At 62.7% G+C, this 25,219-nt stretch carries 19 protein-coding genes and 6 pseudogenes; 5 read left to right on the top strand and 20 right to left on the bottom strand.

Features of this window, described 5'->3' with window-relative positions; all coding sequences use genetic code 11:
• Positions 1 to 159 precede the first annotated feature (159 nt).
• The 8 genes and pseudogenes from FH041_RS23360 to FH041_RS22570 all read right to left on the bottom strand — a co-directional run bounded on the left by FH041_RS23360 (position 160) and on the right by FH041_RS22570 (position 8,538).
• Positions 160 to 312, bottom strand: coding sequence for a chemotaxis protein CheW (locus FH041_RS23360; protein ID WP_373682128.1), 153 nt, complete (start codon positions 310 to 312; stop codon positions 160 to 162).
• A 279-nt stretch (positions 313 to 591) separates the two neighbouring features.
• Positions 592 to 1,859: pseudogene (locus FH041_RS22600) on the bottom strand (CheR family methyltransferase).
• Positions 1,856 to 2,359 (bottom strand): annotated as a pseudogene (locus tag FH041_RS22595) (chemotaxis protein CheW). Before FH041_RS22595 ends, FH041_RS22600 begins: the two co-directional pseudogenes overlap by 4 nt.
• Before the next feature lie 5 nt (positions 2,360 to 2,364).
• Positions 2,365 to 3,980, bottom strand: a pseudogene (locus FH041_RS22590) (methyl-accepting chemotaxis protein).
• Positions 3,981 to 4,123: 143 nt separating this feature from the next.
• Positions 4,124 to 4,810 (bottom strand): tellurite resistance TerB family protein, encoded by a 687-nt coding sequence (locus FH041_RS22585; RefSeq protein WP_257225219.1) that lies wholly within the window; start codon positions 4,808 to 4,810, stop codon positions 4,124 to 4,126.
• Between the two features lie 140 nt (positions 4,811 to 4,950).
• Positions 4,951 to 6,056 (bottom strand): annotated as a pseudogene (locus tag FH041_RS22580) (NADH:flavin oxidoreductase/NADH oxidase).
• 223 nt (positions 6,057 to 6,279) lie between these two features.
• Positions 6,280 to 7,987, bottom strand: a pseudogene (gene recJ, locus FH041_RS22575) (single-stranded-DNA-specific exonuclease RecJ).
• An 8-nt stretch (positions 7,988 to 7,995) separates the two neighbouring features.
• Positions 7,996 to 8,538, bottom strand: a complete 543-nt coding sequence (locus FH041_RS22570) for a YaeQ family protein (protein ID WP_023534041.1) — start codon at positions 8,536 to 8,538, stop codon at positions 7,996 to 7,998.
• Between the two features lie 132 nt (positions 8,539 to 8,670).
• On the opposite strand from FH041_RS22570, the pseudogene FH041_RS22565 reads away from it, so the two are divergent.
• A pseudogene (locus FH041_RS22565) lies at positions 8,671 to 9,868 on the top strand (CaiB/BaiF CoA transferase family protein).
• Positions 9,869 to 9,870: 2 nt separating this feature from the next.
• Positions 9,871 to 10,833, top strand: a complete 963-nt coding sequence (locus tag FH041_RS22560; protein WP_373682153.1) for a TIGR02285 family protein — start codon at positions 9,871 to 9,873, stop codon at positions 10,831 to 10,833.
• Positions 10,834 to 10,959: 126 nt separating this feature from the next.
• Here FH041_RS22560 and FH041_RS22555 read toward each other — a convergent pair whose 3' ends face one another.
• The 12 genes from FH041_RS22555 to ffh form a co-directional block, all read right to left on the bottom strand.
• The gene (locus FH041_RS22555; protein WP_023534040.1) at positions 10,960 to 11,241 is read right to left on the bottom strand and encodes a DUF3509 domain-containing protein; all 282 of its coding nucleotides are present in this window, start codon (positions 11,239 to 11,241) and stop codon (positions 10,960 to 10,962) included.
• A 69-nt stretch (positions 11,242 to 11,310) separates the two neighbouring features.
• Positions 11,311 to 11,739, bottom strand: coding sequence for a response regulator transcription factor (locus tag FH041_RS22550; RefSeq protein ID WP_128610241.1), 429 nt, complete (start codon positions 11,737 to 11,739; stop codon positions 11,311 to 11,313).
• Positions 11,740 to 11,865: 126 nt separating this feature from the next.
• Positions 11,866 to 13,275, bottom strand: a complete 1,410-nt coding sequence (thrC, locus tag FH041_RS22545; RefSeq protein ID WP_027913825.1) for a threonine synthase — start codon at positions 13,273 to 13,275, stop codon at positions 11,866 to 11,868.
• A 245-nt stretch (positions 13,276 to 13,520) separates the two neighbouring features.
• The gene (locus tag FH041_RS22540) at positions 13,521 to 14,825 is read right to left on the bottom strand and encodes a homoserine dehydrogenase (protein ID WP_023534107.1); all 1,305 of its coding nucleotides are present in this window, start codon (positions 14,823 to 14,825) and stop codon (positions 13,521 to 13,523) included.
• Positions 14,826 to 14,908: 83 nt separating this feature from the next.
• Positions 14,909 to 15,652 (bottom strand): thioredoxin fold domain-containing protein, encoded by a 744-nt coding sequence (locus tag FH041_RS22535; RefSeq protein WP_027913823.1) that lies wholly within the window; start codon positions 15,650 to 15,652, stop codon positions 14,909 to 14,911.
• A gap of 154 nt (positions 15,653 to 15,806) precedes the next feature.
• The gene (xerD, locus tag FH041_RS22530) at positions 15,807 to 16,703 is read right to left on the bottom strand and encodes a site-specific tyrosine recombinase XerD (protein ID WP_027913822.1); all 897 of its coding nucleotides are present in this window, start codon (positions 16,701 to 16,703) and stop codon (positions 15,807 to 15,809) included.
• Between the two features lie 588 nt (positions 16,704 to 17,291).
• Entirely contained in the window at positions 17,292 to 17,711 is a 420-nt protein-coding gene (locus tag FH041_RS22525; protein WP_027913821.1) for an acyl-CoA thioesterase, read from the bottom strand.
• 93 nt (positions 17,712 to 17,804) lie between these two features.
• Positions 17,805 to 18,155 carry a 50S ribosomal protein L19 gene (gene rplS, locus FH041_RS22520; RefSeq protein WP_023533640.1) on the bottom strand — a complete coding sequence of 117 codons (351 nt, stop codon included), beginning with the start codon at positions 18,153 to 18,155 and terminating at the stop codon, positions 17,805 to 17,807.
• A 41-nt stretch (positions 18,156 to 18,196) separates the two neighbouring features.
• Positions 18,197 to 18,949, bottom strand: coding sequence for a tRNA (guanosine(37)-N1)-methyltransferase TrmD (gene trmD, locus FH041_RS22515; protein ID WP_023533658.1), 753 nt, complete (start codon positions 18,947 to 18,949; stop codon positions 18,197 to 18,199).
• Positions 18,950 to 18,952: 3 nt separating this feature from the next.
• Positions 18,953 to 19,489, bottom strand: coding sequence for a ribosome maturation factor RimM (gene rimM / locus FH041_RS22510; RefSeq protein ID WP_027913820.1), 537 nt, complete (start codon positions 19,487 to 19,489; stop codon positions 18,953 to 18,955).
• A gap of 5 nt (positions 19,490 to 19,494) precedes the next feature.
• A complete protein-coding gene (rpsP, locus tag FH041_RS22505; RefSeq protein WP_023533649.1) occupies positions 19,495 to 19,746 on the bottom strand; it encodes a 30S ribosomal protein S16 in 252 nt (83 codons plus the stop codon).
• Between the two features lie 239 nt (positions 19,747 to 19,985).
• Entirely contained in the window at positions 19,986 to 21,362 is a 1,377-nt protein-coding gene (ffh, locus tag FH041_RS22500; protein ID WP_023533651.1) for a signal recognition particle protein, read from the bottom strand.
• 251 nt (positions 21,363 to 21,613) lie between these two features.
• Here ffh and FH041_RS22495 point away from each other — a divergent pair, with 251 nt between their 5' ends.
• From FH041_RS22495 to FH041_RS22485, 3 genes are all read left to right on the top strand, one after another.
• The gene (locus FH041_RS22495; RefSeq protein WP_027913819.1) at positions 21,614 to 22,423 is read left to right on the top strand and encodes an inner membrane protein YpjD; all 810 of its coding nucleotides are present in this window, start codon (positions 21,614 to 21,616) and stop codon (positions 22,421 to 22,423) included.
• 9 nt (positions 22,424 to 22,432) lie between these two features.
• Positions 22,433 to 23,632, top strand: coding sequence for a transporter associated domain-containing protein (locus tag FH041_RS22490; protein WP_028686919.1), 1,200 nt, complete (start codon positions 22,433 to 22,435; stop codon positions 23,630 to 23,632).
• 280 nt (positions 23,633 to 23,912) lie between these two features.
• On the top strand, positions 23,913 to 25,211 hold the full coding sequence (locus tag FH041_RS22485; RefSeq protein WP_049695507.1) for an MFS transporter: 1,299 nt from the start codon (positions 23,913 to 23,915) through the stop codon (positions 25,209 to 25,211).
• Positions 25,212 to 25,219 lie beyond the last annotated feature (8 nt).

Here is a 25,219-nt window from a genome sequence, read left to right as displayed (position 1 = left end):
TGCAGCACCGCTGCGTGAAGCGCATGGCGTCGTGAGCAGGGTCCATGGGCCGATCAAGCCGATGAATGCCGTCGATTTCCTCGACGGCCATGACCACCGGGCCACCCTCGGCCGCCAGGATCAGCATGCGCGGCAAGCCACGAGTGCTGCGCTGTTCAGTCACGCTGCCAGGCCACCCAGCTCCTGCAACGACAGGCACGGCACCAAGGCACCGCGTACATTGGCAACGCCCAACAGCACGCGCGAGCGCTGATGGGGTAGCGAATGCACGGCCTGCAAGGGCGCGATCTCGGCCAGGCATGCGGTAGGCAACGCCAGCCACTCCTCCCCAGGCGGAACAACAGCATCGAGCGCCCTGTACAGGCCTGCTCGACTGGCTCCAAGTCCGGCTGGGCATCGGTGTCCTGCACCAGTGCATAGCGGTCCAGCAGACGCGTGGCAGCGGCGGCGTACACCTCGCAGTTGCGGCAATGGGCATGACATGACGCTCAAGCAGCGGGCACTGCTTGTTGCCATGCACACCGATGCGATTCCAGCAGTCGTCGATGCGCACATCGGTTTCGGCGAGCAGGTCGGTCACAGCCTCATCGTTCATCGGTCAGCCTCCCGACCGGCACGCATGGCACGGCTCTGCAAACGCAGGGCCCCGGCCTGGTCACCTTGGGCCTGCAACAGCGCGGCCAGGTGAACGAGCGCTTCTGGGTGCTGCGGCTCAAGGTACAGCGCCTTGCGGTAGTGAACCTGTGCTTGTTGCAAATCACCTTCGGTGTCGCTGAGCAGGCCCAACCAGTAGTACACCTGGGCCGACGGCGGGTACTGGCGAAGGTAGCGCTGGCAGGCATCACGCGCCTGCTGGCTATTGCCGGCATTGGCATGCTCGGCAATGCTTGCCAGCAATTCGTGGGGGCCGGTCCGGGGGGCTTCGACGGTCTGCCGGTCAGGCACAGGCCCAAGGGACCCGCGCAAGCGCGGCACCGGGCGCTGGCCGAGCGGTAGCCGGTCAACGGCTTGATGGGTGGGGTCGTTGAATCGGCACGGCCGGCGCCGGGCGTTGCTGGGTCACATCGTCCTGGCGGACATAGGCAAACGACTGGGCAATACCCACCGGGCGCATGCCAAGGCGAGCCAGCAGGCTGCCTTCGGCAGGCCCGATGAACAGCACGCCTTGAGGATGAAGCAGGCGCTTGAGGGTTTCGAACACCCGTTGCTGAGTAGGCACATCGAAATAGATGAGCAGGTTGCGGCAGAACACGAAGTCGTAGAGGCCCTCCCGGTTGGCCAATGCCGGATCGAGGACATTGCCCACCTGCAGGGTCACTTGCTGGCGCACACGGTCATGCACGCGATGGCCTTCGTCAGCGACATCGAAATAACGTTCGCGAAAACCCAGGTCATCGCCACGAAACGCATTGCGCCCGTAGAGACCCTGGCTGGCCTTGGCCACGGACGCAGGGCTGATGTCCATACCGTCGATCAGGAAGGATGCCGGGGGAATGCCGGCATCGAGCAGCGCCATCGCCAGTGAATAGGGCTCCTCCCCTGTCGAACAGGGCAGGCTGAGCAAGCGCAGTGGGCGAGCGGCGGCCAATTTGGCCAGGCGTTTGTGCGCAAGGCCTGTCAGCGCAGTGAAGGACTCGCGGTAGCGGAAAAAACCACGTCTCCGGCACGATCACCGCTTCGATCAGCGCCTGCTGCTCGGCCAGCGATTGCTGCAGGCGCACCCAGTAGTCGTCCAGGCCGCTGGCACCCAGTGCCGCGCTGCGCTGACGCAGGGCACGCTCGACCATCGACGCGCCTACCGATTCGACATCCAAACCTATGCGCTCACGCAGAAAATGAAAGAAATGCCGTTCGTTCATGTGCAGGTCCCGCCCTGTGGGTCAGGGTACAGCACTCGGTGCACGGCCTCGGGCAACACCTGGTCGACCTCGATGCGCTGCACCAGACCCAGGGCATCCTGGCGGACCGGCCCCAGGTAAGGTGCGGGGTCATTGTTTACGCCATAGGGTTTGAATTCATCAGCACGGCAGCGCAGGGTTTCAGTGGCATGCTCCAGAATCAGGCCCAGTTGCAGTGCGCTGCGATAGCGCACCAGCACCAGGCGGGTACTGGTACGCTGCAACGCCGGCCGCCCCACGCACAGGGCAGCCAAATCCACCACCGGCACCAACTGCCCCCGGTAGGCAAGAATGCCCGCCCCCAGTGCGGCGCTTGCAGCACTGGCTTGAGGGGCTGACGGGGCAGCACCTTGATCACGTCCTGCACAGACAGGGCAAAACGCTGGTCACCCAGGTGAAACTGCAGGTAGCGCACCGTTGTCGTGGCCTGCCGGCACGGCGCGCGGTTGCATGTCGATCATCGCCTTCAGACTTTGAAGCGCGACACGCCGCCGCGCAGGCCGGCGGCGACCTGGCTCAGCTCGTCGATGGCAAAACTGGCCTGGCGCAGCGACTCCACGGTCTGGGTACTGGCGTCGCTCAGTTGCGCCAGCGCCTGGTTGATCTGCTCGGCACCGGTGGCCTGGGCCTGCATGCCTTCGTTGACCATCAGTACACGCGGCGCCAGTGCCTGGACCTGATGAATGATCTGGCTCAGTTGCTCACCGACCTGCTGAACCTCGAACATGCCGCGGCGCACCTCTTCGGAAAACTTGTCCATGCCCATGACCCCGGCCGACACGGCCGACTGGATCTCGCGCACCATCTGCTCGATGTCATAGGTCGCCACCGCCGTCTGGTCAGCCAGGCGGCGCACTTCGGTGGCCACCACGGCGAAACCGCGGCCGTATTCCCCGGCCTTCTCGGCTTCGATGGCCGCGTTGAGCGACAGCAGGTTGGTCTGGTCGGCCACCTTGATGGTGACGACCATCTGGGTGATGTTGCTGGCCTTCTCGTTGAGGATGCCCAGCTTGGCGTTGACCAGGTCGGCCGCACCCATGACCTGGTGCATGGTTTCTTCCATGCGCGCCAGCCCTTGCTGCCCGGAGCCGGCCAGGCTCGACGCCTGATCGGCGGCCGAGGTGACTTCGGTCATGGTGCGCACCAGGTCGCGGGAAGTGGCGGCGATTTCACGCGAGGTGGCACCGATTTCGGTTGTGGTGGCGGCCGTCTCGGTGGCGGTGGCCTGCTGCTGCTTGGAGGTGGCCGCGATTTCCGTCACCGAGGTGGTGACCTGCACCGACGAGCGCTGCGCCTGCGCCACCAGATTGGCCAACGCCTCGGCCATTTCATTGAAGCCACCCTGAACCGCGCCGAACTCGTCCTGGCGATCCAGGTTCAGGCGCATGCTCAGGTCACCCGAGCGAAGCCTGTCCAGCGCAGTCACGATGAGGCTCATGGGCGAGGTGATGGCGCGCAGCAGCAGCAAGCCACAGATACCGCGGCCACGATGGCCAGCAACAGTGACACAACCATGCTGCCCTTGGCCGTGTTCACCGCGCTGACGATTTCTCGGGTGGCCGCGTCGGGCGGACAGGCGATTCTGTTCGATCACCTCGTTCAGGTGCTTGCGCCCTTCGACCCAGGTGGGGGTCAGCACTTGGGCGATCAAACGCTGGGCTTCGGCATAATTGCGTTCGCGATACGCACTGAGCACCTGGTTGACGTTCTGCATGTAGGCTTGTTCGAGCTTCACGAAGGCGTCGAAGCGGGCCTGGTCCTCGCCATCGCGAATGGTGGTCTGGTAACTGGCCATGTGTTGCTTGAGCCGGTCTTCGAAACTCTTGAAGAGTTCCATGTCGGCCGAGCTGATCTCGCGCCGGTCAGAAAGACCAACTGTTGGCTGGTGACGTAACTGTCCACCCATGCGCTGCGGATCATCGAGCTGTAGTAGACCCCTGGAATGCTGTCGGCCCCAACTTCCTGCTCGGCAGATTCGATGGTCACCAAGCGCGAATAGGCCGCCACGATCATCAGCAGCATGATGGCGATGATCACGGCGAAACTTGCCAGGATCCGTTGGCGCAACGTCCAGTTCTTCACATTCAGCCCTCAGGGATTCACTACGAGCAGGAAAAATCGCCGAAGTATAGCCCAGGCGTCCTACAGAATTGCGTGTCATGTTCTGACAGAACGCCCAGACAACGCAGTGACCCTCCCGATCAGGCCAAAACTGCACGCGCGGCTCAGACCTGCCGCGCCTGCTTTTCCAGCTCCTCGCGCAACCCTTGGGCCAACCCCAGCTGGCGCGCCAGTTCGTCCAGATAAGCACGTTCCATGTAGTTTTCCTGATCGACCATCATCACGCTGGCCAGGTACATCTCGGCAGCGATTTCCGGCGTCTGGGCCGCCCGGGCCACCTCGGCCGGGTCCAGCGGCTTGTCGAGCTCCGCATGCAGCCACTGCTGCACTTCACGGTCACCGTCCAGGCGGGTGAACTCCCCCTCGATCAGCGCGCGTTCGCGCTCATCCACATGACCATCGGCCTTGGCCGCAGCGACCAGTGCACGCAGCACCGCCTGGCTGTGCTGCTCCACCTGGGCCGCAGGTACGCGTCTACCGTCTGGGGCTCTGGGGTGGGGGGTCTGTTGGTTGGCCTGCTGGGCCTGCCAGTTGCATAGGCCTTGTAGGCAAGCACGCCAAGCGCGCGAGAGCCCCCCGTAGGTAAGCGCCTTGCCACCAAACTTGCGGGCTTTCTTGCTGCCGAGTAACACGCCCAGCGCACCGCCGCCAAGCAGGCCACCACCTGCGCCTGACAGCAACCCGCCGAGCCCGCCGGCGCCTGCACCCGTCTTGGCCCCGCCTGCCTGCTTTTCTAGCAGTTGCTGGCCGGATTTGAGCAATTGATCAAGCAAACCCCGGGTATTCATCATGCGCATCTCCACATCATGGAAGTCAGCAGCCAGATTAAGACTTGCCCCACAACACGGCACAGAGGATTTGCTTCCAGATGTTGCATCGCCGGAGGCGGCTTGCCGGTGCCTGCACACCCGCCGCCGGCATCCACGTCCTTTCAGTCGCGCAGGTCCGATTCGTGAATTGGGCTCGACCGGCTGGTGGCCCGCTGGTATTGCGCCGGCCAGGTGGCCTGGTGCCCGCCCAGGTCGTCGTCTGCATGCAACGGCCAGTACGGGTCGCGCAGCAGCTCCCGGGCCAGGAAAATCAAGTCGGCCTGGCCTGTGCGCAGGATGTGCTCGGCCTGGGCAGGCTCGGTGATCATGCCCACGGTGCCCGTGGCCATCTCCGACTCCTTGCGCACGCGCTCGGCAAAGCGGGTCTGGTAGCCAGGGCCGGTCGGAATCTCGGCATTGCTGGACGTGCCACCTGAAGACACATCGATCAGATCCACGCCAAGCACACGCAGGCGCCGGGCCAGCTCGACGGTTTCGTCCGGGTTCCAGCCGTCTTCCACCCAGTCGGTGGCCGACACCCGCACGAACAATGGCAACTCGGCCGGCCAGACTGCGCGAACCGCTTCGACCACCTGCAAGGTCAGGCGGATGCGGTTCTCGAAGCAGCTGCCGTATTCATCCTGACGCTGATTGCTCAACGGCGACAGGAACTGGTGCAACAGGTAACCGTGGGCAGCGTGCACCTCGGACCACTTTGAAGCCCGCGTCCAGCGCGCGCCTGGCCGAGGCGACAAAAGCCTGCACCACGTCCTGGATCTGCGCATGGGTCAGCTCACTGGGCACGGTGTGCTCAGGATCGACGCGATCTTCGACGGCCCGACCGGCTGCCAGCCGCCCTCCTCCAATGTGACGCTGCCATGCTTGCCCAGCCAAGGGCGGTAGGTGCTGGCCTTGCGCCCGGCATGGGCGAGCTGGATACCCGGGATGGACCCTTGAGCGGTGATGAAACGGGTGATGCGCTGCAAGGGGCGATCTGCGCGTCCTCCCACAGGCCGAGGTCTTCAGCGGTGATGCGCCCGTCGGCCGTGACCGCCACGGCCTCGGTGACGACCAGGCCCGCACCGCCGACAGCGCGACTGCCCAGGTGCACCAGGTGCCAGTCGTTGGCCAGGCCATCGACCGAGGAATACTGGCACATCGGTGATACGGCGATACGGTTCGGCAGGGTCAGCTGACGCAGGGTGTAAGGCTCGAGCAGCATGCTCATGAGGGCACCTCCCAATGGCTGCAAAGTGATCCGGCCGGGCACTCGTTCACACATTCCTGGCCCGGTACCGGTCTGTGTTCAGACTAGACCAGATTGGTAGGGGAAGGTTCCATGGGATTTGGCAGTGATGCCCTGGGCGCTGGTGTGAAAAGCCTCGATACGCGGTGAGGCTGGGTTAAATACAGCCAGGCCTCTTCTCGAAACGTTTCACACAGATCCTGGCTCAGCGCGGCTCCATGTGGGCGATCATCAGTTGCACGCTTTCATTGCCGCGGAACTCGTTCACATCCAGCTTGTAGGCCAGCTCCACCCAGCGCACGGTCGGGTTGGGCCAAACCTCGCGGTCGATACCGAAGGCGATGCCGTCCAGGCGCACCGTGCCGCACTCGCTTTTGAGCACGACTTTCAGATGGCGCTCACCCACCACGCGCTGCTCGACCAGCTGGAACACACCGTGGAACAGCGGCTCCGGAAAATGTTGCCCCCAAGGCCCGGCTTGACGCAGCGCCTTGCCAGGTCCAGGTGGAATTCCTCCACCGCCAGACTGCCATCAGACAGCAGTCGCCCGGTGAGGTCGTCCTCGCACAGTTGGCGGCGGACCTCCTGGTCGAAGGCCTCGGCGAACGCGGGATAGTTGGCTTCGGGCAGGGACAGCCCCGCCGCCATGGCATGGCCGCCGAACTTGCTGATCAGCTGCGGATGGCGCGCGGCCACCGCATCGAGCGCGTCGCGGATGTGAAACCCCGGCACGGAGCGCGCAGAGCCCTTGAGCATGCCGTCACCGGCATCGGCGAAAGCGATGGTTGGGCGGTGATACCGTTCCTTGAGGCGAGAAGCCAGGATGCCAATGACGCCCTGGTGCCACTCTGCATCGAACAGGCACAGGCCATAGGGCATCGATTCGACCGGCAAGTCCCGCAACTGGGCCAGTGCTTCACGCTGCATGCCCTGTTCGATGGACTTGCGGTCCTGGTTCAGGCCATCCAGTTGCTGAGCCATGTCCAACGCCAGGGCATAATCCTCGCAGAGCAGGCACTCGATACCCAGGCTCATGTCGTCCAGGCGCCCGGCGGCGTTCAGCCGCGGGCCAGAATGAAACCCAGGTCGGTGGAGGTGATGCGCCGGTGGTCGCGCTTGGCTACCTCCAGAATTGCCTTGAGGCCAGGCCGGGCGCGCCCGGCACGAATGCGCTCCAGGCCCTGATGCACCAGGATGCGATTGTTCGCGTCCAGCGGCACCACGTCAGCCACGCTGCCCAAGGCAACCAGGTCCAGCAGTTCGCCAATGTTCGGCTGCGGCCGGGTGTCGTAGCGGCCCAGGCTGCGCAAGCGCGCGCGCAGGGCCATGAGCACGTAGAAAATCACCCCGACGCCTGCCAGCGACTTGCTCGGAAACGGGCAGCCTGGCTGGTTGGGGTTGATGATGGCATCGGCGTCCGGCAGCGCCTCGCCAGGCAAGTGGTGGTCGGTCACCAGGACCTTGAGGCCAGCCGCCTTCGCCGCCGCGACGCCGTCGACGCTGGAAATCCCGTTGTCAACCGTGACCAGCAGCTGCGGTTGGCGCTGCAATGCCACTTCGACGATTTCCGGCGTGAGGCCGTACCCGTATTCGAAGCGGTTGGGTACCAGGTAGTCCACGTGGGCCGCACCGAGCAGGCGCAAACCCAGCACGCCGACGGTACTGGCCGTGGCGCCATCGGCATCGAAGTCACCGACGATCAGAATGCGCTGGCCTTGGTCGATGGCCTGCACCAGCAGGTCGACGCCCGCGTCCATGCCCTTGAGCTGCTGGTAGGGCAGCAGGCGCGCCAGGCTCTTGTCCAGCTCGGCCTCGCTTAGCACGCCACGGGCGGCGTACAGGCGCGTCAGCAAGGGTGGCAGGTTGCCAAGAAACGGCAGGGTCGGGGGCAGCGGGCGAGATTCGATACGCATGGGATGCTTCAGCCACGCTCCCCCAGCAGCCACTGCAATTGCACTTCGTGCTGGCCACGGTCATCGGTCACGAACACCGTGCCTTCGCTGATCATCACATCCCATTTGATGCTGCGGGGCATGTCGGTGGCCAGGGTCTCGAGCACCTCCTGAGGCACGGCCGCGATGCTGAGGTTCTTGAGGTTCTTCACCGCGCTCACCACCTTGCCTTCCCACACACGCAGACTACCGTAGGCCAGCAGGCTGGTGCGTTCGGTACGGCGCGAGCACCAGGTCAGGCGATCGGCATCTGGCTGGCCTACTTCGATCCAGTGCAACACGCGGTCGTCCAGGCTCTTTTCCCAGAGCGCCGGCTCATCGACGTCCGACAGCCCCCGGCCGAATGTCAGGTTTTCGTTGTACCACAGCGCATAGGCCAACAGACGAACCGCCATACGCTCCTCGGTTTCCGACGGGTGCCGCGCGATGGTCTGCTTGACGTTCTCGTAGACATTGCGGTCGAGGTCGGTCAGGTTCAGTTCGAATTTGTAGGTGGTGGACGGCTGGGCCATGGTCGGGGTGCTTCTTGCCTGAAGAAAAGTCGCACAGTCTAACCGATCCAGTCCACGGTTGCGCCGCGGCAGTATCTGCCGCATCGCAGCTGTGATAAAAACACCGCTCTTCATAGCTGCCACGGATGCCCCATGTCGACGTCAAGCAAACCCCTCGCCGGCCTTAAAGTGGTCGAGCTCGGCACCTTGATCGCCGGGCCATTCGCATCGCGCATCTGCGCCGAATTCGGCGCCGAGGTGGTCAAGGTGGAATCGCCCGACGGCGGCGACCCGTTGCGCAAGTGGCGCAAGCTTTACGAGGGCACCTCGCTGTGGTGGTTCGTGCAGGCGCGCAACAAGCGCTCGCTCACCCTCAATCTCAAGCACCCCGACGGGCGCGACGTCCTGCGCAAACTGCTGGCCGAGGCGGACATCCTGATCGAAAACTTCCGTCCGGGCGTGCTCGAGAAGCTCGGTTTTGGCTGGGACGTGCTTCATGCGCTCAACCCACGGCTGGTCATGGTGCGCCTGTCAGGCTTCGGCCAGACCGGCCCATGAAGGAGCAACCAGGCTTTGGCGCGGTGGGCGAGTCCATGGGTGGCTTGCGTTACATCACTGGGTTCGAGGATCGCCCGCCCGTGCGCACCGGTATTTCCATCGGCGACTCCATTGCGGCGTTGTGGGCGGTGATCGGCGCACTGATGGCCCTGCGTCATCGCGAGGTCAACGGGGTTTGGGCCAGGTGGTCGACGTGGCGCTGTACGAAGCCATCTTCGCCATGATGGAGAGCATGGTGCCGGAGTTCGACGTCTTCGGTTTCATCCGCGAGCGCACGGGCAACATCATGCCGGGCATCACGCCCTCCTCCATCCATACCAGCGCAGACGGCAAGCATGTACAGATCGGCGCCAATGGCGATGCCATCTTCAGGCGCCTGATGTTGACCATCGGCCGTAGCGACCTGGCCGAGGACCCGAGCCTGGCCACCAATGACGGGCGAGACCTGCGCCGCGATGAGCTGTACGGGGTCATCGATCGCTGGGCCAACGGATTGCCACTGGAGCAGCTTATGCAGGCCCTGACCGCAGCCGAGGTGCCGGCCAGCCGCATTTACTCGGCCGAAGACATGTTCAGCGACCCTCAGTACCTGGCGCGCGAGATGCTTCTGGAGGCGCGCCTGCCCGATGGCAAGGCAGTGCGCATGCCGGGCATCGTCCCAAAGCTATCCGACACCCCAGGCTCTGCCGATTGGGTCGGGCCAGCACTGGGCGAACACACCGACGAGCTGCTAAGCCAGCTGGGCTATGATGCGGCCGCCGTCGCCGCCCTGCGTCAGGCGGGCGCTGTCTGAGCCTGTCGCTGTTCCATTGCCTGCGCCCCGTTAGGTTGGCATGGACGGGTGCCCTACTGGCTGCACTGCTGAGCGTGCCATCAAGCGCTCAGGAGCGGTTGCTGTGGCTGGTGCGCGATCTGCCACCGTTCAGCGTATCCGAGGGCCCGGAAGAAGGTCGTGGGGTGATAGACCAGCTGTTACCGCAGCTGATCCAGCAGATGCCCGAATATGCCCACAGCACCGTGCGGGTCAATCGTGCGCGTGGCTTGCAGATGCTGCAGGACAGCAGCAGCCTGACCTGTGATCCGATGCTGCTGTGGACTGCCGAGCGCGCTCGCTATGTGCGCTTTTCCATCCCGTTGCTGGGCGTGCAAACCAGCGGCCTGGTCGTGCGCAAGGAAAACCACGCCCTGGTGGCGCCCCACCTCGACGGTGAGGCGGTCGATCTTCAAGGCCTGCTGAGCGACCCATCGCTACGCCTTGGGGTAGTGGCAGAGCGCAGTTACGGGGCTGTGATCGACGATACGCTGAGCCACTTGCCAGATGCCTCCGTCAGCCGGCACTACGGCACGCAGGCCACCGCCAACCTGCTGCAGATGCAACGCTTGGGCCGACTGCGCCTGGTGCTCGGCTACTGGCCGGAAGTTCGCTATCTGATCCAGCAACAGGGCGGATCGCCTGCTGACTACCAATTTCACCCGGTTCAGGGTGTGAAGCCCTACCAATTCCTGCATGTAGGCTGCTCGGCCAGCCCGCAAGGGCAAGCCGCCATGGCCCACATCGATCAGGTCTTGACCCAGCTGCGCCAGACGGTGCTACCGAACCTGTATGCGCATTGGCTCGACCTCGCTCAGCGGGCGGACTACCTTGAACACAGTCGCGCTTTCTTCAGCGAGCACACGGCGGCACACGCCGAACGCCCTGAACAGGACGAGCGCCACGCCGCTGGGCCGATCAACCTTCAAGATCCCCAACCCAGATAAAAAGAAACCCCGGACGCTGGGGAAGAACGTCCGGGGTCAAGCGAAAGCCCTTGGGCTTCCAGCGACAGCAGTGGCCATGCGGGAGCAAAGCAGTGGCCGGCTGTACTGATCAATCTGATGACTCGCTCAGGCAAAGGTTCCCTGAGGTTGCTGACGCTGCTGCAATGCAGCAATCACGCAAGGTTGCAGCCGCCCTTCGGCGATCTGCAGATCACGGTGCAGACCATCGACCATGTCCACCAGCAGACGTTGCTCCTGCAATTGACGCTCGCTGACCGTGCGCTGTAATACCACCCTGGCCAGGTGGTCGTGGACGGTCAATTGCCGGTTACCGTGGCTATCGGCCAGGCCCAAGTGCGCCTGGTAAGGGGTGAGGGCTTGATTGAGCAGTCTGCAGATTCGTTCCATCCGGATTACTCGCTTGCTTGATGAGTTGTAAGGAGCAGACCTGCAAGCGAAGCGGAAAGTTCTAACCCTTCATGCTGTTGAATGCGCCGTCGGTGCGTTGATGGGTTGCGACCTTTCACGTTCGGACGGGCTTGGCAGTATTTGCAACACCCTTTGCAGGGCCGGGGAAGACAATGGCCATGGCAACTCCGCAATGACTTGCAAGCCAAAACCGCGGGCCTGATCAGCCAGGTTGCGTCGCCGGGCACCTGCCTGACCGACGAACAGCACCGGGCAGGCCAGCGGTAGCCGCTTGAGTATCGCAATGCCTGTGCGGGTGGGCATGGCATGGTCGAAAATCAATAAATCCGGGGAGAATGCGCCCGAAAGGCACGCGTCGAGCTCGGCCTTGTCCTGACAGACCCGCACCCGAAACACGCCCTGGGCATTGAGGGCCTGGTGCAGAAGGATCTGGTGGGACGGGCGCACCTGATGAATCAGTACATGGGGCTGTTGCATGAGCCGCTCCTGCTGGGAGGACCGGCTAATCTAGGCGCGATGACGATCGGCCAGAATAGGATTTTTCTGAATTAATGCATCGAAACCACTGAGGCTCCGGATCGGCCCGACCCGGAGCCTGCAAGGTCAGAGCGGCTTGCCGCGATTGCCGTGCTGGCTGACGAAGCCTTGTACTGCCTTGAGGTCATTGGGCAATACGGTGCATCGCTCTTCACGGCTGAACAGGTCGCTCATGTGCACGGGCAATTCAAGCGCCTTGCCAACGCCTGCCTGCTCGACCGCTTCAGGGAACTTGACCGGGTGTGCGGTACCCAGCACAACCATGGGCGTATCCAGGCTACGGCGGCACTCGCGACCGGCCTTGACGCCGATGGCCGTGTGCGGGTCCAGCACCTCGCCGGTCGTCTCAAACACCTCGGCGATGGTCTGGCAGGTCTGTTCATCGGTGACGGCCAGCGAATCGAAGAGCTTGCGCGCCTCGGTCCAGCGGTCCTGTTCGACGCTGAAGCCGCCGCCTTGGCGGAAGTTGGCCATCAACTCGGCAATCGACGCGCCGTTGCGACCGTGCAGATCGAACAGCAGGCGCTCGAAGTTGGACGAAACCATGATGTCCATCGACGGCGACAAGGTGGCGTGCAACTGCTCCTTGACGTACTGGTTGCCGCTCATGAAGCGGTGCAGGATGTCGTTGCGGTTGGTGGCCACCACCAGCTGGCTGATCGGCAGGCCCATGTTGCGTGCCAGGTAGCCTGCGAAGATATCGCCGAAGTTGCCGGTGGGCACCGAGAAGGCCACCGAACGGGCCGGGCCGCCAAGCTGCAGGGCTGCGTGGAAGTAGTAGACGATCTGGGCCATGATCCGCGCCCAGTTGATCGAATTGACAGCTACCAGGCGGGTGCCCTTGAGGAACGACTGGTCGGCGAAGCTCGCCTTGACCATTTCCTGGCAGTCATCGAAATTGCCTTCGATGGCGATGTTGTGGATGTTCTCGCCGAAGAGGGTCGTCATCTGCCGACGCTGCACTTCCGAAACCCGCTGGTGCGGGTGCAGGATGAAGATGTCGACATTGTCGCACCGACGGCAACCTTCGATGGCCGCAGAGCCGGTGTCGCCGCTGGTGGCACCGATGATCACCACACGTTCGTTACGCTTGGCCAGCACGTGGTCGAGCAAGCGACCGAGCAGTTGCAAGGCGAAATCCTTGAATGCCAGGGTCGGCCCGTGGAACAGCTCAAGCACCCACTCGTTGCTGTTGAGCTGGCGCAGCGGGGCAACGGCAGCATGGGCGAATTCGCCGTAGGTTTCTTCGAGAATTTTCTTGAAGTCGGCATCGGCGATGCTGCCCTCGACGAACGGGCGCATGACGCGGAAGGCCAGCTCGTGGTACGGCAGGCCCGCCCAGGATGCGATTTCTTCCTGCGTGAAACGTGGCAGGTTTTCCGGGACGTACAGGCCACCGTCGGTAGCCAGGCCGGCGAGCAATACGTCTTCAAAGTTCAGGGCCGGTGCCTGGCCGCGGGTACTGATATAGCGCATGGGACAAACCTTTGGTTTGAGCGGCAAGCCTGGTTTACCCGCAGCAGAAAAGGGCCGGAGGCCTCGTTCCTGGGCGGCACGCCTTGGCTTGCCGTGACTATAGGGTGTTCTAAAGCCCCTTCGCTGCGTATGGCTGCAGCGCCGGGGGTGTCGCTGGGGCTCTGTGCGAGAAGCCCCGGTACTCGGTCACGCATGTCCGAAAACAGCATTGCCGGACGTTCGTCACAAGGCTGTTCAGGCCAACCCTAGTTGAGCTGCTCGACGCGAATGCGCACGACCTGGCCTACCACATCCTGCAGGGCCTCGAGGGCAACGATAGCGTCGTTGATGCCCTGCTCCACCACCCGGTGGGTCAACAGGATCATCGGCACCAAGCCGTCTTGCTCTTCGGCTTCCTTTTGCATGATCGATTCGATGTTGATGCCACGCTCGGACAGAATGCTCGCCACCTGGGCCAGCACCCCTGGATGATCCTTGGCCTGAATACGCAGGTAATAGGCGCTCTCGCAGGCTTCGATCGGCAGGATCGGGTGCGCTGACAGCGAATCGGGCTGGAACGCCAGGTGGGGTACGCGGTTTTCCGGGTCAGAGGTCATGGCACGGACCACGTCCACCAGGTCACCCACCACCGAGGACGCGGTTGGTTCCATTCCTGCGCCTGCACCGTAGTACAACGTCGAGCCGGCGGCGTCGCCGTTGACCATCACGGCATTCATCACCCCATTGACGTTGGCAATCAGGCGGTCGGCCGGAATCAGCGTCGGGTGCACGCGCAACTCGATACCTTCGGCGGTACGGCGTGCCATGCCCAGGTGCTTGATGCGGTAGCCCAGGGCTTCGGCGTAGTTCACGTCCGCCGTGGTCAGCTGGGTGATGCCTTCGGTGTAGGCCTTGTCGAACTGCAGCGGAATGCCGAACGCGATCGATGCCAGGATGGTCAGCTTGTGCGCCGCGTCGATGCCTTCGACGTCGAACGTCGGGTCGGCTTCGGCATAGCCAAGCGCCTGGGCTTCGGCCAGCACATCCGGGAAGGCACGGCCTTTTTCGCGCATTTCGGTGAGGATGAAGTTGCCGGTACCGTTGATGATCCCCGCCAGCCAGTTGATACGGTTGGCCGACAGGCCTTCGCGAATGGCCTTGATTACCGGGATGCCGCCGGCCACCGCTGCTTCGAAGGCGACGATCACGCCCTTTTCACGGGCTCTGGCGAAGATTTCGTTGCCATGCACGGCGATCAGCGCCTTGTTGGCGGTGACCACGTGCTTGCCGTTCTCGATGGCCTTGAGCACCAGGTCGCGGGCCACGGTGTAGCCCCCAATGAGCTCGATGACGATATCGATCTCGGGGTTGCTCGCGACTTCGAACACATCAGCGGTAATGGGGGTACCGGTAATCTGGCAGTTCGGGTTCTGCGAGCGCATGGCGATCTGTGCCACTTCAATACCGCGCCCGGCACGGCGGGCAATCTCCTCGGCGTTGCGCTGAAGTACATTGAAGGTTCCGCCACCGACGGTCCCCAACCCACAGATGCCTACTTTGACCGGTTTCACTGTGAACTCCCCATTGAACGGCCGACACCTTTGCCGACCGTGAAACATGCCGTCACCCCATGACGACGGCGTATAGAACTGTATTACTTGGCAAGCGCCAGCTTGGCGACCTGCGGTGCAGGCTGGTAACCCGGAATCACCTGGCCATTTTCGAGCACGATGGCCGGTGTACCGTTGACGCCGATCGACTGCCCCAGCTGGAACTGCTTGCTGACCGGGTTGGTGCACTTGGCTGCCTTGATTTCATCACCCTCGACCATCTTGTCCATGGCTTTGCGACGGTCGCTGGAGCACCACACCGCCTGCAATTGCTGGTCGCCGGCCGAGCCCAGGCCCTGACGCGGGAAGGCGACGTAACGCACTTCGATACCGCGGCGGTTGAGTTCGGGCACTTCGGCATGCAGCTTGTGGCAGTACGGGCACGTGGTGTCGGTGAAGACGGTGATATGGGACTTGGTTTCGCCCTTGGCCGGATACACCACCATCTCACCTGCCGGAATGCCATTGATGAGCTTGGCTATGCCCAGGCGCTCGGCTTTTTCGGTCAGGTTGACGGGCTTGCCGTCCTGGATCTGGAACAGGTAGCCCTGCATCACGAACTGGCCATCAGCGCTGGCGTACAGCACACGCCCGCCTTGCAGCTTGACTTCGTACAGGCCGCTGACCGGGCTGCTGGCCACGCTCTCGACAGGCACTTCCAGGGACAGGTTCTGCAATGACTTGCGAATGGCCTGCTCGGCGCCGACTGGCGTATCGGGCGCCGCAGCCACGGCAAAGGTGCTGGCCAGCGCCAAGGCGGCGGCGGCGAAAAACGGGGTCACGCGCATGGATACTCCTGAGGGCGGACAGGGGCCGCAGAGCGTCACCTGAGTAAAACGACGAGGTGACTGGGCGGCCCTTGGTGCTAACCGCCCAAGCCTACCACATCACGCCTGGCTTGAAGCCGCCGCAGACTGCCGGTTGGGCGAACATGAAAAACATTCATCCGCGTGGATGGTGCTCGGCGTGCAGTTGCTGCAACCGTGCCTTGGCCACGTGGGTGTAGATCTGCGTGGTCGACAAATCGCTGTGGCCCAGCAACAGCTGCACCACGCGAAGGTCCGCACCGTGGTTGAGCAGGTGCGTGGCGAATGCGTGTCGCAGCGTGTGCGGCGACAAGGCCTTGTCGATGCCCGCCATCTGGGCATGGTGCTTGATGCGATGCCAGAAGGTCTGCCGGGTCATCTGCTCGCCGCGCAGGCTAGGGAACAGCACATCGCTGGGACGGCCGTTGAGCAATTCGGCACGGCCGTGGCGCAGGTAGCGCTCCAGCCACACCACCGCCTCCTCGCCCATGGGCACCAGCCGCTCCTTGCTGCCTTTGCCCATCACCCTGAGTACGCCCTGGCGCAGATTGACCTGATCGAGCGTGAGGCTGACCAGCTCGGTGACGCGCAGGCCGCAGGCATACAGCACTTCGAGCATGGCGCGGTCGCGCTGGCCGATGGCCTCGCCAAGCTCCGGGGCTTGCAACAAGGCTTCCACATCGGCCTCGGACAGCGACTTGGGCAGCGGTTTGCCCAGTTGTGGCATGTCTACCTGAAGCGTCGGGTCGATGGCGATGAGCTTTTCGCGCAGCAGGTAGCGGAAGAAACCGCGTAGCCCGGACAGGAAACGTGCGGTCGAGCGCGGCTTGTAGCCTTGGTCCAGGCGCCAGGCCAGGTGGTCGAGAATCAGTTCGCGGCCCGCATCGGGGAGGTTGACCGAGTGTGCTTGTAGCCAGCCGTTGAACAGGGCGAGGTCGCTGCGGTAAGAGGTGCGAGTATTGTCGGACAATCCCTTTTCGAGCCACAGGGCGTCCAGGAATTGATCGATGAGCGGGTGGTCCAGGGCGGGCATGCTGGGGGCTATTTGCGGCTGTGGGGGCGGTAGTGTTTCATAGCGATTGGCGGGTTGTCTGTATTTGGGGTGGGCTGGCTTGCAGTGCTTATCGAGGTTCGCGGGTTTTTATGGACCGGCGGCGAAGGGGGCGCGGTGAGATTAAATAATCGGTATGAACGTTTGAGCGCCTTGGGGCCTTGGCGCCTTAGCTTGGGCGTATGTGGCAAGTTGGTATTCATTGGCGAGGGGGGCGCACAGTCACCCTTCCGCCCTTACGGCGGCTCACTTTTTGTCTTGGCAAAAAGTAAGCAAAAACCGCCTGCTCCTGTCATCCGGCCCCTACGCTGCGCTCCGGGGTTCCCTCGCTCCGGGCTTGCTCCCGGGAGGACCGCGCTGCAGGCCCCATCCTGGGGCCCAGCGCTTGACAGGCATCCATGCCTGTCACCTCCCTGCGCAAGCCCTGCGCTCGGCCTCCTGAAGTCGCGATCTGCGGTGCCTGGGCTACCGCGCGCTTAGAAGCAAAAGCTAAAGCAACGGCACTGGCACTGGCACTGGCAAGAAGCCTGTCGAATTTCGTGCGGGAGCGGCGCTCCGGCGACGCCTTGCCTATGCAGGTTTTGATATTTCCTGCAGTACCGGCACCGGACGCTTGTCCTCGTCGATGGCAACGAAACTGAAGACGCCGTGAATCGCCCGCTCCCGGCCATCGAGATACATGTTTTCGACGAAGACATCCACCTGCACCTGCAAGCTGGTATTGCCTACCTTGATCACCGTACCCACCAGCTCGACGATTGAGCCCGCCGGGATCGGGTGCTTGAAGTCGATGCGATCGGTGGAAACAGTCACCAACGGCAAGCGGCAGAAACGCGTGGCCGCGATGAAGGACACTTCGTCCATCCACGCCAGGGCCGTGCCACCGAACAAGGTGTTGTGATGGTTGGTGGTGTTGGGGAACACCGCCTTGGTCACGCGGGTGACCGAAAGCTCGGTGCGGCGCTGAATTTCCTGGTCTCGGGTGGTCATGGCTGTCACCTGTACGAAGTTCAAAACGCAAAAAAGCAGCCCGAAGGCTGCTTCTTTCTCGCTAGGCGACCTGGGCCGCCGGGCAAACTGTACTCAGGACAGTTTTTCCTTGATGCGAGCGGCTTTGCCGGACAGATCGCGCAGGTAGTACAGCTTGGCTTTACGCACGTCACCACGACGTTTCACGGCCAGGCTGTCGATCTGTGGGCTGAAGGTCTGGAAGGTACGCTCTACACCAACGCCGCTGGAGATCTTGCGCACGGTGAAGGCGCTGTTCAGACCACGGTTGCGCTTGGCGATAACGACGCCTTCGAACGCCTGCAGACGGGAACGCTCACCTTCCTTCACTTTAACTTGAACGACAACGGTGTCGCCGGGTGCGAAGGTCGGGATTTCCTTGCTCATCTGCTCGGCTTCGAGCTGCTGGATGATCTTGTTGGTCATGCTGTGCTCCTAAGATGGATCGTGATCCACCATCGATACGTTTAACTATCGTCCCGCTCGTGGAGGTATTCCTCGAGCAGCTTCTTCTCTTCTCCAGAAAGCGAGCGACTTTCCAGAAGATCGGCGCGTCGTTCGAAGGTCCTACCAAGGGACTGCTTCATTCTCCAACGCCGGATGTGTGCATGGTTGCCACTAAGCAACACGTCGGGAACACGCTGATCCGCATACACCTCAGGTCGGGTGTAGTGCGGGCAATCAAGCAGACCATCGGTGAAAGAGTCTTCTTCCGCCGAGTCCACATGCCCTAAAGCTCCGGGCAGCAGCCGTGTAACCGCATCGATCAGTACCATGGCCGGCAGCTCGCCACCGGAAAGCACATAGTCGCCAATCGACCACTCCTCATCGACATGAGCTTCAATGAAACGCTCGTCGATGCCTTCATAACGACCGGCGATCAGGATCAATGATTCCTGTTCGGCCAGGCCTTTGACCGCCTGCTGAGTCAGCTTGCGGCCTTGTGGCGAGAGATAGATCACCTTCGCCGCAGCTCCGGTTGCCTGCCTGGCGTTGACCAGGGCATCTTCCAGAGGCTTGATTTTCATCACCATGCCAGGACCACCGCCAAACGGCCGATCATCTACCGTATGGTGACGATCTGTGGTGTAGTCCCGCGGGTTCCAGCACGTTACCTGAAGCAACCCCTGTTTCACCGCGCGGCTGGTAATGCCGTACTCCGTGATGGCCGAAAACATCTCGGGGAACAACGTGATGACGTCTACGCGAAGGTTACCCATCGATTAGAAGTCCGCGTCCCACTCAACCCGCATCACGCCTGCATCCAGGTCGATATCGAGCACGCATTGCGCAGTATAGGGCAACAAACGCTCGCGATCATCCAGGCTGCCTGCACACGGCTTGACCACCATTACATCGTTCGCACCGGTCTCCAACAGATGATCGACCTTGCCGAACAGGTGTTCGTCCTGGTTGATGACCTTCAGACCTACCAACTGGTACCAGTAGTACTCATCGGCGGCCAGGTTGGGCAAAAGGCTCCGCGCAATGCAGATTTCGTAACCGCTCAGAAGACGGGCTTCGTCACGATCCTCGAGACCTTTCAGTTTCACGACCAGGCCCTTTTGGGAGCCACGACCGCTGACCAGCTCGACCTGCTTTACCTTGCCTTCGTGCCGAAGCGTCCAGCTTGGATAATCCAACAGGTTTTCAATCGGATCGGTAAAGGAATACACCTTCACCTCGCCGCGAACGCCGTGAACCGAAAAAATCTTGCCAACGACGATGAGGTCGTCAGCCTTTTCTGGCGTCGCGTTCATATTGCTCAGGCGGCAGCCTTGGCAGCGTCCTTCAGCAGCTGAGCAACACGCTCAGACGGCTGTGCGCCCTGGCTCAGCCAGTAGGTGACGCGCTCTTGGTTGACCGACAGCTTGACTTCGGCGCCAGCAGCGATCGGGTTGAAGAAACCTACGCGCTCAACGAAACGGCCGTCACGGGCGTTACGCGAGTTGGTCACGGTCAGGTGGTAGAAAGGGCGCTTTTTCGAGCCGCCACGGGCCAGACGAATGGTTACCATGTGAACATCGTTCCTATAGTCGGTGCTGCAGTTGGTACTGCAAATCTGAATGCCAAATAGGCACACGGGTGCCCAAAAGGCCGCATATTCTCAAGGAATACACGGACATTTGCAAATGACTTTTTCGGTCGAAGCTTGCCCGACCGTCCAGACTTGCTGCGTAAGCCGCGAAAATCGCGACCGTTGTCCCGCTTGCGCGGGGTGAGGGGCCGGCACGAAGACGGTCTGCCCCGAAAACTTCACAGCTTGGGCATGCCGCCGCCCGGCAGCATGCCGCCGAGCCCTCGCATCATCTTGGCCATGCCGCCTTTGCTGGAGAACTTCTTCATCATCTTCTGCATCTGCTTGTGCTGCTTGATCAGCCGGCCGATGTCCTGCACCTGGGTACCGGAGCCTAGGGCAATGCGGCGCTTGCGCGAGCCGCTGATCAGGTCGGGATCGCGGCGCTCGGCCGGCGTCATGGAGTTGATGATCGCCTCCATCTGCTTGAACTGCTTCTCGGCAGCGCCCTGGGCATTGCCCATCTGCGACAGGTTGACGCCGCCGATGCTCGGCAGCTTGTCCATCAGCCCGCCCAGGCCGCCCATGTTCTTCATCTGCTGAAGCTGGTCACGGAAGTCTTCAAGGTCGAAGCCCTTGCCCTTCTTCAGTTTCTTGGCCAGCTTGTCGGCCTTGGCCTTGTCGATGGTCTGCTCGGCCTGCTCGATCAGGCTGAGCACGTCGCCCATGCCCAGGATGCGCGAGGCCACCCGGTCGGGGTGGAACGGCTCGAGCGCTTCGCTCTTCTCGCCCATGCCGATGAATTTGATCGGCTTGCCGGTGATGGCGCGCACCGACAGCGCCGCACCACCACGCGCATCACCATCGACCTTGGTCAGCACCACGCCGGTCAACGGCAAGGCTTCCCCGAACGCCTTGGCGGTGTTGGCGGCGTCCTGGCCGGTCATGGCATCGACCACGAACAACGTTTCGATGGGCTTGACCGCGGCGTGCAGGGCCTTGATCTCGTCCATCATGTCGGCGTCGATGTGCAGACGGCCTGCGGTATCGACGATGACCACATCGATGAACTTGAGCTTGGCTTCGCGAATGGCGGCTTCGGCGATGGCGACCGGCTTCTGGCTGATGTCGGACGGGAAGAAGGTGACGCCGATGTCGTTGGCCAGGGTCTCGAGCTGCTTGATAGCCGCGGGACGATAGACGTCGGCAGACACCACCATCACGCTCTTTTTCTTGCGCTCTTTAAGGAAGCGCGCCAGCTTGCCGGCGGTGGTGGTCTTGCCCGCACCTTGCAGGCCGGCCATCAGCACCACGGCAGGCGGGGCGGCATTGAGCGCCAGGTCCTCGTTGGCCGCCCCCATCAGGCTTTCGAGTTCGGCCTGGACGATCTTGACGAAGGCCTGGCCTGGGGTGAGGCTGCGCGACACTTCTGTGCCGACGGCACGTTCCTTCACGCTGTTGACGAAATCCTTCACCACCGGCAGGGCAACGTCGGCCTCGAGCAGGGCCATGCGCACTTCGCGCAGCGTGTCCTTGATGTTGTCTTCGGTCAGCTTGGCCTTGCCGGTGACATGGCGCAGCGTCTGTGACAGGCGGTCGGTCAGGTTTTCGAACATGATGATCCTTTCTGGCCCAGTAAAAGCCGAGGTTGTCAGGCGCCCGCGGGGAAATGCACACCCGCCAGGCACAGCAAGGCGGCGATTATAGCGAAGTGAAGCGACCGCGCACACCTTCAGTGGCACTCGCCAGTCGCGACGTGGGTTTGCCCCGTGCCTGCGCCGCCTCCGCCTTGCGCGCCCGTCAGTCTTCCTAGAGCGGCGCGGTTTATGCCAAACTCCGTCTCTTTAAGGCTCGCCCACCAGGACTTATGGTCTCCTCTCCCAGCCTCATCCCCAACCTGATTGCCGCTGCGCTCTACATCGTCGCGGCCATCTACCAGGGCTCATCCCTGGCCAAGGGCCGCAAGATCGACAAACGGCTACCCGGTCTGTTGGGCACCATTGCCGTGATCGCCCAGGGCGGTGCGCTGTTCTTCCAGCTGATCACCCCGCTTGGCCTGAGCCTGGATTTCTTCAGTGCCGCCAGCCTGATCGCCGTGGCCGTCATCGCCCTGACCTTGCTGGCATGCCTGCGCATCCCGGTGGAGAACCTGCTGGTGCTGTTGTTCCCGCTCGGTGCGGTCACTGCGCTGCTGGCCCAATTCGCGCCGCCGGGGACCGTGCCGCTGATCGATGAGGAACCGGGCATTCTTGCCCATATCCTCTTGTCGATTCTGGCCTACGGGCTGTTCACCATCGCCGTGTTCCAGTCGTTGCTGTTGCTGGTCCAGGACCATCAACTCAAGCACAAGCACCCCTCAGGCCTGATTCGAAACTTCCCGCCACTGCAAACCATGGAAAGCCTGCTGTTCGGCTTTCTCTGGGCAGGCTGGTGCCTGCTGTCCCTGTCGCTGGTGTCCGGCTGGTTGTTCCTTGACAACCTGTTCGCCCAGCACCTGGTGCACAAGACGTTGCTGGCCTGCGTGGCCTGGGTTGTGTTCAGCGTATTGTTGTGGGGGCGTACCCGCCTGGGCTGGCGGGGCCACAAGGCCATCCGCTGGACCCTGGCAGGCTTCTGCCTGCTGATGCTGGCCTATTTCGGCAGCAAGCTGGTTCGCGAATTCATCCTGCACATCTGACGGCCTTACATGAACATCCTGCCGTACGCACCTCTTCTCGGCACCTCGGCAATCGCCCTGCTGTGGTCTGCACTGCTCACCGCCATCGAGACCGCACGCCTGCACACGATGGTGTCGGGCGGCGAGAATGACAGCCCACCCAAGCTCTCGGGCCCTGCCCTGGTCCTGGGCGCCAGCCTGGGCAAATGGCTGGTGCTGGCGCTGGCCTGCCTGATCGGGCTGCGCCAAGGCGGTGACAATGGCCTGTGGCAGGCAGGCCTTGCTGCCGCTGCCGTTCTGTTGGTGTTCGCCGAGTACCTGCCGCGTCGCCTGGCCAGACGCAACCCGCACGTCTTCGTCAGCCTGGGCGCCTTGCTCAAGCCGCCACTGGTACTGCTGCAACCGCTGGCCGGTGTACTCGACGGCTGCGCCAAGCTGCTGCTGCGCCCACTGCGCAAGCAGCCCGCCGCAGTCGCCCTGCACCCCGAGCAAGCCGACGCCTTCGAGGACGACGAGCACCCGGAAACACCACGACGGGGCTTGCTCGACGGCATCCAGTCGCTGGACAAGATCACCGTCAACGACATTCTGGTGCCGCGCAACGAGGTCGATGGCATCAACCTCGACGAGCCGATCGCGCGCATCATCGAGCAACTGATCGTCAGCCGCCACACCCGTCTGCCGGTGTATCACAACGACATCAACCAGGTTGAAGCCATCCTCAACACCAAGCTGATCAGCCACTTGTTGCCGCAGGCCGAGCTGACCCTCGAAGCACTGCGCCAGGCGTGCTACGAGCCCTATTTCGTGCCCGAAAGCACGCCCTTGAACCTGCAGTTGCTCAATTTCCACAAGCAGCAGCGGCGCCTGGGCGTGGTGGTGGATGAGTACGGTGAAGTACTGGGTATCGTCACCCTGGAAGACATTCTCGAGGAAATCGTCGGCGAGTTCGAAGATGACCAGAGCCTGGGCAATCCCCATGTGCACAAGCAGCCTGACGGTACCTATGTCATCGACGGCACGGCCTCGCTGCGGGAGATCAACCGTAGCTTGGGTTGGCACCTGCCGTGCGATGGCGGACCAAAGACCCTCAACGGCCTTGTGACCGAAGCGTTGGAAAGCATCCCGGAGAGTGCGGTGTGCCTGAAAATCGGCCGCTATCGCCTGGAAATCCTTGAAACCGAAGACAATTGCGCCAGCAAGGTACTGGTATGGACGGCAACCCGATAGCTATACTCGGGCAACGCTTACCCAGCCCTGCCGTCCCGCCTGCTACCCGCACTCGGCGCTCCACGGTCAGTCCGCTTCGCTGAAACGCCCTGCGGCCCTGCTTCACCATCCTGAGCAGTGTCCGCCCGCCCCTATCCCCTTGGGCTATCGTCAGCCAGGCGAACACAACAACAATCGCGCCAGCGCCATGCGAACCGCTGTTCAGCCGGCTGCAATCGGTGTGTCCGTTGCAGGCTGACAGAGCACCATGGCGTTGCCCCAGACTGCCAGGGACCTTTGAATGACAACCAGCACCTACGCCGGCGCACCTGCCGCGCCGGTCAACTCGCCCGCGCGGGTTGCCACTGCCAGCTTCATCGGCACCGCCATCGAGTTCTACGATTTCTATGTCTACGCCACGGCAGCCGCATTGGTCATCGGGCCGGTGTTCTTCCCGTCCGGGTCCGGCACTGCCCAGATGCTGGCGGCCTTCCTGACCTTTGGCATCGCCTTTCTGGCCAGGCCACTGGGCTCAGCACTGTTCGGTCACTTCGGCGACCGTATCGGACGCAAGTCCACCCTGGTTGCCTCACTGCTATTGATGGGCGTTTCCACCACCGCCATCGGCGTTTTGCCGGGGTATGACAGCATTGGTGTGTGGGCACCGATCATCCTTTGCCTGTTGCGCTTTGGCCAAGGGCTGGGGCTGGGCGGCGAATGGGGCGGTGCGGCACTGCTGGCCACCGAAAATGCACCGCACGGTAAACGGGCGTGGTTCGGGATGTTCCCACAACTAGGCCCTTCGATCGGGTTTCTGGCAGCCAATGGCCTGTTCCTCACGTTGGCACTGACGCTTAGCGACGAACAGTTCCGCGAGTGGGGCTGGCGCATACCGTTTCTGCTCAGCGCCGCCCTGGTCCTGGTGGGGCTGTATGTGCGCCTGAAGCTCGAGGAAAGCCCGGTGTTCGCCAAGGCGGTGGCCCGCCAGGAGCGCGTGAAGCTGCCGGTGGTGGACCTGTTCGCCAAGCACTGGCGCCCGACCTTGCTCGGTGCCGCCGCCATGGTGGTGTGCTACGCACTGTTCTACATCTCCACCGTCTTTTCCTTGAGCTACGGCGTAAGCACGCTGGGCTACAGCCGTGAAACGTTCCTGGGGCTGTTGTGCTTTGCGGTGGTGTTCATGGCCTTGGCGACGCCGCTGTCGGCCTGGCTCAGCGATCGCTACGGACGCAAGCCTGTGCTGATCGTCGGCGGCCTGCTGGCCGTGGCTTCGGGCTTTACCATGGAACCGCTGCTGACCTCGGGTTCGACCACGGGCGTGGCGCTGTTCCTGACCATCGAGTTGTTCCTGATGGGCGTGACCTTCGCGCCGATGGGCGCCTTGCTGCCAGAGCTGTTCCCGACCCATGTGCGTTATACCGGCGCTTCGGCAGCCTATAACCTGGGCGGTATCGTGGGCGCGTCGGCAGCGCCGTTCTTCGCTCAGAAGCTGGTGAGCATGGGCGGCCTGAGTTGGGTGGGCGGGTATGTTTCAGCGGCGGCCGTGATCAGCTTGATTGCCGTGCTGTGCCTGAAGGAGACGCGCAATACCGAGCTCTAGGACGCTCA

Origin of the sequence: Pseudomonas sp. SWI7 (assembly GCF_006351945.1) — a bacterium.
Classification (GTDB): Bacteria; Pseudomonadota; Gammaproteobacteria; order Pseudomonadales; family Pseudomonadaceae; genus Aquipseudomonas; species Aquipseudomonas fulva.
Note: the sequence above shows the minus strand (reverse complement) of the source record. Positions and strands in the feature narration are given on the sequence as shown.

Bases quoted from the DNA above. Each gene is read 5' to 3' on its own strand.
- thrC (WP_027913825.1), bottom strand. From the start codon at position 13,275: ATGCGCTATATCAGTACCCGCGGCCAGGCACCGGCCCTGAACTTTGAA.
- FH041_RS22525 (WP_027913821.1), bottom strand. From the start codon at position 17,711: ATGACCACCCGAGACCAGGAAATTCAGCGCCGCACCGAGCTTTCGGTC.
- FH041_RS22555 (WP_023534040.1), bottom strand. From the start codon at position 11,241: ATGGAACGAATCTGCAGACTGCTCAATCAAGCCCTCACCCCTTACCAG.
- ffh (WP_023533651.1), bottom strand. From the start codon at position 21,362: ATGTTCGAAAACCTGACCGACCGCCTGTCACAGACGCTGCGCCATGTC.
- FH041_RS22585 (WP_257225219.1), bottom strand. From the start codon at position 4,810: ATGATGAATACCCGGGGTTTGCTTGATCAATTGCTCAAATCCGGCCAG.
- FH041_RS22550 (WP_128610241.1), bottom strand. From the start codon at position 11,739: ATGCAACAGCCCCATGTACTGATTCATCAGGTGCGCCCGTCCCACCAG.
- FH041_RS22490 (WP_028686919.1), top strand. From the start codon at position 22,433: ATGAACATCCTGCCGTACGCACCTCTTCTCGGCACCTCGGCAATCGCC.
- xerD (WP_027913822.1), bottom strand. From the start codon at position 16,703: ATGCCCGCCCTGGACCACCCGCTCATCGATCAATTCCTGGACGCCCTG.
- rpsP (WP_023533649.1), bottom strand. From the start codon at position 19,746: ATGGTAACCATTCGTCTGGCCCGTGGCGGCTCGAAAAAGCGCCCTTTC.
- trmD (WP_023533658.1), bottom strand. From the start codon at position 18,949: ATGGGTAACCTTCGCGTAGACGTCATCACGTTGTTCCCCGAGATGTTT.
- rplS (WP_023533640.1), bottom strand. From the start codon at position 18,155: ATGACCAACAAGATCATCCAGCAGCTCGAAGCCGAGCAGATGAGCAAG.
- FH041_RS22485 (WP_049695507.1), top strand. From the start codon at position 23,913: ATGACAACCAGCACCTACGCCGGCGCACCTGCCGCGCCGGTCAACTCG.
- FH041_RS22495 (WP_027913819.1), top strand. From the start codon at position 21,614: ATGGTCTCCTCTCCCAGCCTCATCCCCAACCTGATTGCCGCTGCGCTC.
- FH041_RS22570 (WP_023534041.1), bottom strand. From the start codon at position 8,538: ATGGCCCAGCCGTCCACCACCTACAAATTCGAACTGAACCTGACCGAC.
- FH041_RS22535 (WP_027913823.1), bottom strand. From the start codon at position 15,652: ATGCGCGTGACCCCGTTTTTCGCCGCCGCCGCCTTGGCGCTGGCCAGC.
- rimM (WP_027913820.1), bottom strand. From the start codon at position 19,489: ATGAACGCGACGCCAGAAAAGGCTGACGACCTCATCGTCGTTGGCAAG.